This is a genomic window from Bacteroidetes bacterium GWF2_43_63 (assembly GCA_001769275.1).
Lineage (GTDB): Bacteria > Bacteroidota > Bacteroidia > Bacteroidales > DTU049 > GWF2-43-63.
This window is the reverse complement of record MEOQ01000030.1, coordinates 72521-84528: the sequence shown is the minus strand read 5'-3', so window position 1 is coordinate 84528 and position 12008 is coordinate 72521. Positions and strand designations below refer to the sequence as shown.

Below are 12008 nucleotides of genomic sequence, written 5' to 3'. Positions count from 1 at the left end.
CAATTACAGCAAAGTTAATTTGAAAGCGCGCTTTCAGAATTCATTTTGCTGTAATTGATTAACACAACTACGTTGTGTCCTTTCCAATCGACTTTTGCTTTTTCGTCACTCTGTGAAACTCCGTGATACCGCTGTGTTCCTCTGTGAACCGAGCACCAGCGGTGCGAGCTCATGAGCACCTTGCACAGGTGATTTAATGAGCGAATAAACTACGTTTCAGGGAGCTTTTTGCATGTTTTAATGCGTTGGCCCTGATAATTGACTTTAGACGTACAATAAACACCGAACATCCAAAAGCTGCGAAAAATCATAACAAGATCTGGAAATTCTCATGCACCTTTGATTTTGTCAGGTTAAATATTTTTTATTACTTTGTCGACTGAATTAATATACAAAGGTATGGTGGAAAATTCCGGATCTCTCTACGAACGTCTTATGGCCGATATACATATGCAGGAAGGGCTGAGTGCCTGCATTAATTGCGGAACATGCACCGCCATATGCCCGGCAGCCATGTTCTACAAGTACGATCCCCGGGAGATTGCCATAGCCGTTGGCAGCCGCGATGAACAAACAATTGAGGATTTATTGAAAAGCGATACTATCTGGGCATGCGGTGAGTGCATGAGCTGTAAAACACGCTGCCCGCGCGGTAATGCACCAGGTTTAATCATCATAGCTCTGCGTGTGTTGTCGGAAGAGACTGGTTATTTTGTCGAGTCTGAAAAAGGCAGACAAGTGCTGGCACTAAAACGCATGATTGGAGAGAGCATACTTGACAACGGTTACTGCATGTGGTTTGACCATATCAATCTGGAAATGTTTCCCGAACAAGGTCCAACATGGCAGTGGGTGCGCGACAACGCGTCGGAAGTGTTGGATAAAACAGGCGCCAGTTATCGCAAAGATTCAGCAGGGGCGTTGCGCAAAATTCCGCAGAAAGATCTGGATGAATTGAAACGAATTTTCGACGTTACCGGCGGAACAAAGCGGTACGAAACCATCGAAGAATTCTCGCGCATGAAAGCCGGAGAAATGGGACTGCAGTTCGATGAAACCAAAGATTGCGAATATTTTAAACACATATATTCTTATAATTCCCATAAACTAGAAAACGAATGAAAGCAGAAGGCAAACGTCATATTTGGAAAGAATATCAAAAAGAAATTTCAGGCGATAAATTCTGGTACGCCCGAAGCTGCATTCGTCAGAATTTTTTTCCTGGCTCTGAAACAGCATTTCTGCGGATCCTTCAGCAGGAACTGGGAAAAGATGTGCACGATTCGGCCTGCCATACCACCTGCACCGGAATTGGCTACCATTGCGATGTAGTGCCGTTCGAAACAACCATGACAGTGGTGGCGCGCCAGTTTGCACTGATGACCGAGAAAGGGTATAAAAACTATGCAGCCAGCTGCATCACTTCGTTTGGTGTTTACACAGAGATTTTGGAGACCTGGGAATCGCATCCCGAAATATTGGAGCGTGTTCGGGAAAATCTGTACAAGGCCACAGGGCGCACGTTTGAAGTACCTGAAAATCTTGCGCACACCAGCGATATTATTTTCAAATTCAGAAAAGAAATCTTTGAAAAGAAAAAACACGCACTTGTAAATGTTCATACAGGCAAACCGTTGCGTGGCGTTGAACACATTGGCTGTCATTATTCAAAAATGTTTCCGCACAAAGGAGTCGGTGGTGCCGAATATCCGCAAGTACTTGCCGGCATGATCGAAGACTGGGGCGGGGAAGTGGTTGACTATCCCGAACGCAGGCACTGCTGTGGCTTTGGATTCAGGCAATATGCCGTTAAAGCCAATCGTGGATATTCCGTTGCCAACTCGCACAAGAAATTTGAAAGCATGGAGCCGTATAAACCCGATTTCATTTTGACGAACTGTCCGGGTTGTCCCATGTTTCTGGATCGCTGGCAGTATTTTATTGCCGAAACAGAAGGCAAAACGTATGGTGAAAATGGCATGGGCATTCCTGTATTGACTTATGAGGAGCTTGCAGGAATCATTCTCGGCTACGATCCGTGGGAGCTTGGTTTGCAGATGCATCAGGTTTCTGTTGAGCCATTACTTGACAAGCTGGGATATCAGTATGACAAAAATGCTAAATTCAAAGGAATGAATGGAGCAAACCTCGGCAAGCCCGAAGATCCGATGAATTTAAAAATCTGCTGCTGATATTCATTTTGAAAAAATATTAATCGAAAAAAAATTCCGAATGTCGAAAAAAGTTGTTGTAATCGGTGGTGGCCCTGCAGGGATGGAGTCCGCTACATATCTGGCCAATTTTGGTTTCGAAGTGAGTCTGATTGAAAAAGAAAATACAGTGGGCGGAAAGCTCAATTCCTGGGATCGGCTGTTTCCAAGCATGCGTCCGGGTGGCGAAGTGAAAGATTTTCTTTCGAAAGGGAATCAGTTATCCAGCGTGAATGTCATCCTAAACACCGAAATTGATAAGGTTGAACGCGTTGGTAATCAAATGAAACTCGGCACCAGCAAAGGCGAACAGCTTGATGCGGATGCCGTTGTGATTGCAACTGGATTCGAGCCATTCGATGCTACAAAAAAAGAAGAATACGGCTACGGCATTTATGACAATGTGATTACAAGCAAAGATCTGGAGCAGCTTTTCAGAGAACATAAAAAAATTGTCCGGGCCGATGGCAAGCCGGTGAAACGGGTGGGCATTGTGCATTGCGTTGGTTCGCGCGACGAAAAAGTAGGCAACATTTATTGCTCAAAAGTTTGTTGTGTCACCGGCGTGAAGCAGGCCATAGAAATCAATGAGGCAATTCCTGATACAGAAGTTTTCTGTTTTTACATGGATTTGCGTATGTTCGGAATGCATTTCGAGGAATTGTACAAAGAAGCTCAGGAAAAACATGGGGTACAATTTATTCGCGGCCGTTTGTCGGAAGCTGCTGAAGCTCAGGATGGAAGCGTGATTGTGAAGGTTGAAGATACGCTGAGCGGACTGCCGCTGAAAATGTCGGTTGACCTTCTGGTTCTTCTCGTAGGGTTTGTTCCTTCGCCCGGTACAACCAAAATGGGTGAATTGTTTGGAATTCCATTTAACGCCAATCGTTTTCTTCATGGCAAAGATGAACATACAGGAACGGGCATGTCTGATGTCCCGGGCGTTTTTCTGGCTGGTACCTGCACAGCTCCGCGCACCATCACCAACAGCATTTTGGATGCACGAAGTACTGCACTGAGGGTTGCCGGATATCTGAATGAGTGGAAAACAGAAAAAAGATAAAAGACAAAAGGCGAAAGACAAAAAAGAAAGTGGATACCATTGAGTATGTGAGAAATTCAACATTTTGCATAATTCATTTTACCATTCACTATTAACCGATAACCAACATCCAAATGCCCGAATTCGGATTTAAAATAAACAAATCAGCGCAGATCGATCTCGATAAGGCCGATGATTCGCTGTATCGCAAAATATGTGGGCTTGAGCCAAGTCTGAAGACCTGTATTTTTTGCGGATCATGTGCTGCAACCTGTACTGCCGGCCAATTCACATCATTCAGTTTTCGGCGTTTGTCAGTAGAACTACGTCGGGGATTGATTAAAGAAGTGAAAGAAGAAATTTCGAAATGCATGCTGTGTGGCAAATGCACCCTGGTGTGTCCGCGCAATGTAAATACACGTCATATTTTGTATCATTTAAAAAAGCACTTCGATGGAAATGAACTTTGATCCTTTTGTGCTGCCGTTTTTCCTCGGCTTGCTTGTGATGGGAGTTATCCTCATCTGGAAATACATTGTATGGCTTGAGACGATTCCCGTCAGTGACCGACGTGTGATGTTCAGAAATATTTTTACGGTGCGCTCACTCCGCGCTTTCAAAGAAGCCATCATGGAAGGATTGCTGCACCGGAGAATTTTTAAAATAAATCCGCTGCTCGGCTATATGCATGCAAGCCTTGCTACTGGCTGGTTTTTGCTGATTGTGATGGGCTCAATCGAATCAAAATTTGGGCAGAAAGATGTTTTCAACATGCCCTGGGATCCCATTTTCTTCAATTTTTTCGAACCCGTGAAACATGGAATTGAATACGGAAAATTCTTCGTTTTCATGATGGATTTTCTATTGCTGGTTGTTTTACTTTCCGTTACCTTCGCCATTATCAAGCGGTTCTATTCGAGACTTTTCGGAATGAAGAAAACCACAAAGCTGATGATTGCCGATCAGTTTGCATTGTATTCTTTGTGGATGATTTTCCCTGCCAGATTGTTTGCTGAATCACTCAATGCGGCTCATTACAGCAACGGTGGTTTTATGACGCAGCCGATTGGAAATTTTTTCAATTCATTCATGTCGGCGGGGCAGGTGATCAATGCAGAATATACGATGTGGTGGGTGTATTCCATTATGCTTGCAGCATTCTTTGTAGCCATGCCATTCTCGCGCTACATGCATATTCTGACGGAAATATTTCTGATTGCATTTCGACATCTGGGCATTAAGTCGGCCAATAACCTTCAGGGTTATACGCGCTTCGAAATCAATGCATGCAGTCGTTGCGGAATTTGCATCGATAAGTGCCAGCTCAGTTCAGCTGCGGGAATCAGCAATGTTCAGCCCGCTTATTTTATTCAGGGCATTCGGTATAATTTGCCATTCGAAGACCGGGCTTATAACTGTTTAATGTGTGGTCGCTGCAACACTTATTGTCCGGTTAAAATTGATGTGACTAATATTCGCACCATTACTAGAAAGCTCGCTAATGAAACTGTTTCGTTCCGCTATGATTATTTACCGGAAATAAAAAAAGACGAGCTGGCTGAAGTGACCAATGTGGTATATTTTGCTGGTTGCATGTCGCATCTGACGCCATCTATTCCGCAAGCGATGATTTCTATTTTCAATGAGGCAGGAATCACTTTTGATTTTGTTGATAAAGATGGAAGTATTTGTTGCGGCCGTCCATTGATGCAGTCCGGATTGACAGATGCTGCAGCTGATCTGCGGGAAAAGACATCTCAGATGATCCGATCAAAAAATTCAATGATTTTGGTCACAAGCTGTCCGATTTGTTACAAGACTTTCAAGGACGATTTCAATCTGAAAATGCATGTGGTTCATCATACAGAATTAATAAAAATACTCATTGAGAGCAAACGCATAAAACTGAGAAAAGAAGACCTATCAATAGTCTATCACGATCCGTGTGAGCTTGGCCGTGGATGCGGCGAATACGATAATGCCCGTATGGTTTTGAAACAGATCGGCAATGTTGTTTCCATCGATCAGGAAAAAGAAAAAGCATTGTGCTGTGGTGGTAGTATTTCCAATTTGAAAGTGTCGTATGATAAGCGTGAACTAATGGCTGCCGATGCCGTAAAGCAATTATCAGCGAACAATCCTGATGTGATAGTAACCGCATGCCCACTATGCAAAAAGACCATGTCTAAACATGCCGATGGCAAGATGAAAGATATTGCCGAAGTGATTGCTGAGTCTTTGGGTGCTGGAAAGCAGATTGACTCCCAGAAAGAAGAGGTTTTGTTTTTATCGGTGAAATAGAAGTGACTGCTTTAATAATGACGGTAGAATGTCGGGAAGTGTATACACACAGCTGATTCAAAACGAATGGATTCAAATGATTATCTTTGCACATAAATAATAGCAGATATGATTAAGGCAGAAGCCACTTGTAGTAACTGTGCATTCAAGAATCAGGTATGTAAGTTATTGAATAATGAGGAGTTTTCGCAGTTGAATGAAAGCACCCGGACGATGACCTTTGAAAAGGGAGAAATCATCATTAGTCAGGGAAGTGAGATCAGTAGTCTGCTATATATTTCGTCGGGATTGGTAAAGCTGGAGCACACACCCGTTAACAAGGAAGTTCATATTCCGGCAATAATAAAGGCGCCGGCGCTGGTGAGCGGAAGTTTCCAATTTTCTTCTCCAGTTAATTTATATTCGATCATTTCCATTGAAGAAACCAGTGCTTGCCTTATCGACATTGATGTTGTCAGAGACAGAATGAAGCAGAATTCGTTGTTCAGCGTACAGATATTTGAAATGCTGTCATCGTTTTATCAAAGAGTGCTTGACAAACAACTTGCACTTGCCTGCAAGCGCGTTCCGGGGCGTATTGCAGCAGTATTACTCATGTTTAGGGAGAAATTTTATAATTCAGACGACTTTATCTTTCCGCTGACACGACGCGAGATTTCGCATCTCACCTCATGCAGCGAAGAAAACGTAATCCGCACACTCAGCAGCTTTGAGCTGGATGGCATCATTTCGTTGAGCGGAAAATCGGTTAGAATTATTGATCCGGAGAAGCTGAAAAGAATTTATGAAATTGGGTAAGCAACGCTCGGGGCTTTGGGCATAATGACCAGCTTCTTCTTCAACCTCTCTGCGTCGCGACTGTGTCACCACGTAAAACGTGGCAAGCTGTTTCACGTGAAGCGACCTGTCACGATTGCTATCGTGAGCGTTGAAGAGTTACAACGCTCAGTGCTCAAAGCCTGGTGCGTAAGTTTAAGGTTGAAAGCTTAATGCTTAAAGATGAAATAAACTTTAAGCCCGCTGTCATTCAGTCACGAAAGCTTTGGTGAGTTTGCAGAACTTTCACTGGCGCTAAAATGTCGGGAAGTCCGCACCCAACATTTTGGCGTCGGCCAGACACAGAAATAGGTGAGGTGCAGACCCGGAATCGTTGGGTGTATTAAAAGATTTAATTTTCCCCGACGATTCCATGTCCACATTTTTTTCTGAAGGTGAAATATCTGTGGATGTGTTTAGAAAATTTCGGGAATAAAAAAAAGGGGCCAAAAGGCCCCTCGCAGAATTACAGTTTTATATCTTCTAGGTAGATGAGAATATTCTCGTCTTTCTTTGAATAAATGTAAATGGCAAGTTTGCCTGAAAGAGCCGGCATCACACCAATGCTGCCACCTTTGATGGTACGGCGTGTGATGGGAATTTTGGTAAACTTACTGTCGTTTTCGAGGTCAATGGTGTTGATGCCTATATAAGCTTTTTCATCAACAAAGTTGGCGCTGACCAGCAATGGTTCAGCAACATCGGGCATGGTTGTTACAAATGCGAAATTGAAAAACCCGTAGTCTTTTACAACTTGTGCAAGCCTCATTCCGCCTAAGCCATTGAAAGGATAGTAGCATGAAATTTTTGTATGTTCTTTCTGAATGATAGACACATTGGTCATTTTCGCTTCGCCATCGAATTTGAACAAAATAAAATCAAGGATTTCGAATGTGATGGGTTTGTTGTTTTCGTCATTACTACTGATATCGCCAATAAACCGACCGGTAATTGCATCTTTGATCTTCATGCTAACCATCTGATAGTTTTTCTTGAATGTTTCCCCAATCAAACGATACTGCCCATCGGCTGTTTGCACTATTTCATGAAAAAGAACTTTAGGTTTGCTGCTGATGGTCAAAGATTTTGCCGAAGCGTTTTTGATATACTTCGAAATTCCTTCGTCCCAGTCTTCGGTTGAATACGCTAATTTTTCGCCATTGGCATCGAGCTTCAGAAAGAAAATTCCGTCAGAGTTAACATCGTCCCATCGCTCACCATCGAAATACATGCCACCTGTAATAACATTATTGTCTTTATCAATAAGGAAAGCCGATGGCATACAAGTCGAAGTGCCGTCGTAGAGCGAGTATTCGTAAATTACTTCGCCGGTTTCATCCGACACGCATACAAGTTTAGCCGTGGCTTTTGTCGACATCAGCGTAGGCTTGCTCACTTCGATCACAACAATCCGATCAGCCGAGGCACTAACGGCTTCAACACCCACCATGCCTTTTTCAACAGTCATTCGTTTTTCCCAAAGTGAGTTGAGGTCACGGTCTATTTTTTCGATGGAATATCCCCACTTCTTTTCCTTAATGGGTTTTACAATAAAGAAACCATCCTGCGCTGTAAAAACATCTGCCGTTGCAGCATAACGTTTTTCCTCGGTAATGGATTGCTTTTTAATAATATCACCCTGAGTATCCATAGTGACATAAGTGAGCGTTTTTTTCATTACATCGTTGAAGACAAACAAAAATTCATTGCCGTTAAATTCGGCACCATCAACATTACTGCGTTTGGTAATGGTGATAGGTGTTTCTTTAATCAGCTTAAGTTCTTTATCAAAAATATCGACTATAAAATTCACCATACCGTCGCCGATCTTTTCATTCACATAGAATGTATAATAGCCGGTTACTTCGTTTGTCACGACATTTCTAATCGGGGATACACCACGGAATTCACGCTTGCGGACATTCTGCACTTCCACAGATTGAGCAAATACTGATGAGCAAAAGAATGCACCAGCAATCAATAATAAAAAGATTTTTTTCATAATTCTCATAGGTTGGTTCAAGTTTCAAATGTAAAAAATATATGTTAGAAAAAACAATGTTTTTATGAAAAAGATAAAAAAACTGTTTCACCCCACAGCTGCTTCACAGGTGCGGAAATCCCATTCACTGGCCCTATCACTGGCGCGTATATGATATCCGTGACAGAGAAATACATTAGCACGGATTTCATTCCCGACGGTTCCACGTCCTCATTTCTTTCGGACGGTGGAATGTCGGGAAGCGTAAAAAAAAAGTCACAACCTTTTCAGATTGTGACTTAATGTTTTATACAAGGCAGGTATTACCAGCGCTTTGGTTTGCTGTCGGAGTTGTATCCACCGCGGCCACCGCCGCTACCGCCACGGTTTCCACCACCACCACTGTTGCCACCACCACTGTAGCCACCGCCACGGTTTCCACCGCCACCGAAACTACCTTTTGGACGATCTTCGCGTGGGCGAGCTTCGTTAACAGAGATCACTTTGCCGTCATAAGTGGCTTCGTGAAGTTCTTTAATGGCTTTGGCTGCTGCATCATTGTCAGGCATTTCCACAAAACCGAATCCTTTTGAACGACCGGTTAAATGATCCATGATGATTTTGGCAGAAGAAACTTCGCCATACTCTTCGAAAACTGCTTTTAAGTCTTCGTCTTTCAGACGATAACTCAGGTTTGAAATGTAAATGTTCATTGTTTGTTTTTGTTGATAATAGTACGATTTCCATTGAAAGTGACGAAACTACAGCACTATTAATAACAACAATGACAATCAGTTTATTTCTTCCAATGCGCTGCAAAGGTAATAATTTTCTGTCAATATCACCAAATATTTTTTCGAAGATGTTAAAAATGAATGATTTCGCACTGAAATCAGCATATTTTGCCGCACGATTTAAATATTTTACCTTTGTAATTAAATCGATTGATATGAAGACTTTAGTTTTATTACGTCACGGAGAAAGTGAATACAACAGTCAGAACCGTTTCACGGGCTGGACCGATGTGAATCTGAGCGAAAAAGGAATTACAGAAGCCCGCACCGCCGGAAAAGCGTTGAAAGAAAACGGATTTGAATTCGATATTGCATATACATCTGTGCTACGCCGCGCCATAAAAACACTGTGGCTGGCCCTCGAAGAAATGGATCGCATGTGGCTTCCAGTGAAGAACTCGTGGCGCCTGAACGAGAAACATTATGGCACATTGCAGGGGCTCAATAAATCGGAAATGGCTGCCAAATATGGCGAAGAACAAGTGCTGTTGTGGCGCCGAGCCTACGATGTGCGTCCGCCGCTGTACGATGAAGCCGATGTAAAACCATTGCTGAACGAAGCCCGATACAAAGATGTTGACAATCTGATTTACATGCGTGGCGAATGTCTGAAAGATACGGTTGAACGCGTGATTCCGCTTTGGGAAAATGAAATTGCACCCGCTATTAAAAGTGGCAAACGCATCATCATTGCTGCGCATGGCAACAGTTTGCGCGCGGTTGTGAAATATCTCGAAGGCATGAGCGACGAAGCCATTCTGAAATACAACATTCCAACAGGAATCCCGCTTGTGTACACACTCGACGATGATCTGAAAGTGATTTCTTCGAAATATCTGGCCGATGAGGAAACGCTGAAAGCCGCATTGGATAAGGTTGCGGGGCAGGGGAAAGCGAAATAATAATGTGAAAATGTGCGACTCACGTAAAACGTGACAAGTACGTCGATATGGAAATGTGGGAATATGAGAGACGTGAAATAATGTGGGAATGTGCGACTCACGTAAAACGTGACAAGTACGTCGATGTGGAAATGTGTGGTGATTTGAAAATTTGAAAATTCGATAATTTGAAAATTTGGATGTGTGAAAATTTGAAAATACGAGTTTCTTGTTTTTAGATGAATTTTCGTTCATCACTTCAAAGTGTCTTTATAAACTTTCAACTTTAAGAACTTTATAAACTTCAAATATGCCGATCATAAAAAGTATTTCAGGAATTCGCGGCACGCTGGGCGAAAAGCCGGGCGAAGGACTTGATCCGTTGCTGATTGTTCAGTATTGTCTGGCCTATGCCACCTGGCTGAAGCGCAATCGCAAGTCGCAGCGAATCAATGTTGTGGTGGGGCGCGACGGCCGTGTGTCGGGCGAAGTGCTCGAAAGCCTGGTGGTATCGACTTTGCGTGCGGCCGGCATCGATGTGATAAAAACCGGACATACTACCACCCCGACGATTGAAATGGCGGTGATTTTTGCCAAGGCCGATGGCGGCATTATTCTCACAGCGAGTCACAATCCTGCAAACTGGAACGCGTTGAAATTCTTCAACGAAAATGGAGAATTCATCTCGCCTGAGACCGGACGCTTATTGCTTGAAATGGTTGAAACCAGCGACTTTGAGATGGCAAAGGAAAGTGAACTTGGTACAAAAAAAGTCAATCACACCTATTTGCAGGAGCATGTTGATGCAGTAGTGAATATGCCTGTGGTTAACCGCAAAGCCATTGCTGAAGCGGGTTTCACAGTAGTGGCAGATGTAATAAATTCAACAGGCGGCATTATTTTACCGATGCTTTTTGATGCACTTGGTGTGAAGTACAAAGTATTATTCGGCGAATGCAGCGGAAAATTCGCACACAATCCCGAGCCGCTTCCCGGCCACCTGACTGCGTTGTCGGATGCTGTGATTGAAATGAAAGCCGACCTGGGAATTTCCGTTGATCCCGATGTTGACCGCCTTGCACTTGTTTGCGACGATGGAAAAATGTTTGGCGAAGAATACACTTTGGTGGCAGCAGCCGATCATATTCTGTCGCACAAAAGTGGCAACACCGTTTCGAATCTGAGTTCCACACAGGCATTGCGCGATGTGACCGAAGCCCGTGGCGGACAATATACCGGAGCCGCCGTTGGCGAAGTGAATGTGGTGAATAAGATGAAAGAAGTCGGAGCTGTTATCGGCGGCGAAGGAAACGGCGGCGTGATTTATCCGGAACTGCACTACGGACGCGATGCGCTGGTGGGCATTGCTTTGATTCTGTCGCTGATGGCCGAACGAAAAAAATCGTTGTCGCAACTCAAAGCGGAATACCCGGCGTATTTTATGTCGAAGAACCGCGTGGATCTTAAGCCCGGAACTGATGTGGATGCAATTCTGCTCCGGGTTGAAGAGCAGGCAAAAGATCTTTGCAAAAACATCAACAAAGTCGATGGCTTAAAGCTGGAGTTCGGCCATGAGTGGGCGCATCTGCGCAAATCGAACACCGAACCCATCATACGCATATACACCGAAAGCCGCACCGAAGCTGATGCAGATGCGTTGGCGAAACGGTTTGTTGAGCTGATTGAAAGGAATGCGTAGAAAGGCCGTTCAACGCAGAGAGGTCCTCCTTCGTCGGACGCACTCAGGTTGAACGGGAGCAAATGGCAAAACATCTCATTCCATCGTCAGCCACAGCCTTTTTCGGAGCGATCGGTGCAGACATGGAATCGTGATTTTTGCCATCAAAGATTAAAAGAATGAAAAAGAAACGCACCAAAAAGAAGAAGCCCAACTTACTTCTTGATTACGTTAAGACAATAAAAAAGCTCAACCGCGAAGCCATGCTCGAATCAGGCGCAAAGCCCATTGAGCGGGTGGTGAAG

The 12008-nt window shown here is 43.7% G+C and carries 10 protein-coding genes; 8 read left to right on the top strand and 2 right to left on the bottom strand.

Annotated elements, in window-relative coordinates:
• Positions 1–399 precede the first annotated feature (399 nt).
• The 6 genes from A2W93_16345 to A2W93_16320 all read left to right on the top strand — a co-directional run bounded on the left by A2W93_16345 (position 400) and on the right by A2W93_16320 (position 6351).
• Positions 400–1122 carry a hypothetical protein gene (locus A2W93_16345; protein ID OFY54291.1) on the top strand — a complete coding sequence of 241 codons (723 nt, stop codon included), beginning with the start codon at positions 400–402 and terminating at the stop codon, positions 1120–1122.
• Entirely contained in the window at positions 1119–2192 is a 1074-nt protein-coding gene (locus tag A2W93_16340; protein ID OFY54290.1) for a heterodisulfide reductase subunit B, read from the top strand. Before A2W93_16345 ends, A2W93_16340 begins: the two co-directional genes overlap by 4 nt.
• Before the next feature lie 40 nt (positions 2193–2232).
• A complete protein-coding gene (locus tag A2W93_16335; protein OFY54289.1) occupies positions 2233–3273 on the top strand; it encodes a hypothetical protein in 1041 nt (346 codons plus the stop codon).
• Positions 3274–3386: 113 nt separating this feature from the next.
• Complete coding sequence (locus A2W93_16330; protein ID OFY54288.1) at positions 3387–3722, top strand: (4Fe-4S)-binding protein; 336 nt, start codon at positions 3387–3389, stop codon at positions 3720–3722.
• Complete coding sequence (locus A2W93_16325; GenBank protein OFY54297.1) at positions 3712–5553, top strand: hypothetical protein; 1842 nt, start codon at positions 3712–3714, stop codon at positions 5551–5553. Before A2W93_16330 ends, A2W93_16325 begins: the two co-directional genes overlap by 11 nt.
• 108 nt (positions 5554–5661) lie before the next feature.
• Positions 5662–6351 (top strand): hypothetical protein, encoded by a 690-nt coding sequence (locus tag A2W93_16320; GenBank protein OFY54287.1) that lies wholly within the window; start codon positions 5662–5664, stop codon positions 6349–6351.
• 484 nt (positions 6352–6835) lie between these two features.
• On the opposite strand, the gene A2W93_16315 is transcribed toward A2W93_16320, so the two are convergent.
• A complete protein-coding gene (locus A2W93_16315; GenBank protein OFY54286.1) occupies positions 6836–8380 on the bottom strand; it encodes a hypothetical protein in 1545 nt (514 codons plus the stop codon).
• A gap of 293 nt (positions 8381–8673) precedes the next feature.
• A complete protein-coding gene (locus tag A2W93_16310; GenBank protein OFY54285.1) occupies positions 8674–9063 on the bottom strand; it encodes an RNA-binding protein in 390 nt (129 codons plus the stop codon).
• A gap of 236 nt (positions 9064–9299) precedes the next feature.
• Between A2W93_16310 and gpmA the strand changes: the two genes are divergently transcribed.
• On the top strand, positions 9300–10046 hold the full coding sequence (gene gpmA / locus A2W93_16305; GenBank protein OFY54296.1) for a phosphoglyceromutase: 747 nt from the start codon (positions 9300–9302) through the stop codon (positions 10044–10046).
• A 289-nt stretch (positions 10047–10335) separates the two neighbouring features.
• Positions 10336–11724 carry a phosphoglucosamine mutase gene (locus tag A2W93_16300; protein ID OFY54284.1) on the top strand — a complete coding sequence of 463 codons (1389 nt, stop codon included), beginning with the start codon at positions 10336–10338 and terminating at the stop codon, positions 11722–11724.
• The last annotated feature ends 284 nt before the right edge of the window (positions 11725–12008 follow it).

Excerpts from the sequence above, each read along its gene's own strand:
- A2W93_16345 (OFY54291.1), top strand. The coding sequence starts at position 400 with ATGGTGGAAAATTCCGGATCTCTCTACGAACGTCTTATGGCCGATATA.
- A2W93_16340 (OFY54290.1), top strand. The coding sequence starts at position 1,119 with ATGAAAGCAGAAGGCAAACGTCATATTTGGAAAGAATATCAAAAAGAA.
- A2W93_16335 (OFY54289.1), top strand. The coding sequence starts at position 2,233 with ATGTCGAAAAAAGTTGTTGTAATCGGTGGTGGCCCTGCAGGGATGGAG.
- A2W93_16330 (OFY54288.1), top strand. The coding sequence starts at position 3,387 with ATGCCCGAATTCGGATTTAAAATAAACAAATCAGCGCAGATCGATCTC.
- A2W93_16325 (OFY54297.1), top strand. The coding sequence starts at position 3,712 with ATGAACTTTGATCCTTTTGTGCTGCCGTTTTTCCTCGGCTTGCTTGTG.
- A2W93_16320 (OFY54287.1), top strand. The coding sequence starts at position 5,662 with ATGATTAAGGCAGAAGCCACTTGTAGTAACTGTGCATTCAAGAATCAG.
- A2W93_16315 (OFY54286.1), bottom strand. The coding sequence starts at position 8,380 with ATGAGAATTATGAAAAAAATCTTTTTATTATTGATTGCTGGTGCATTC.
- A2W93_16310 (OFY54285.1), bottom strand. The coding sequence starts at position 9,063 with ATGAACATTTACATTTCAAACCTGAGTTATCGTCTGAAAGACGAAGAC.
- gpmA (OFY54296.1), top strand. The coding sequence starts at position 9,300 with ATGAAGACTTTAGTTTTATTACGTCACGGAGAAAGTGAATACAACAGT.
- A2W93_16300 (OFY54284.1), top strand. The coding sequence starts at position 10,336 with ATGCCGATCATAAAAAGTATTTCAGGAATTCGCGGCACGCTGGGCGAA.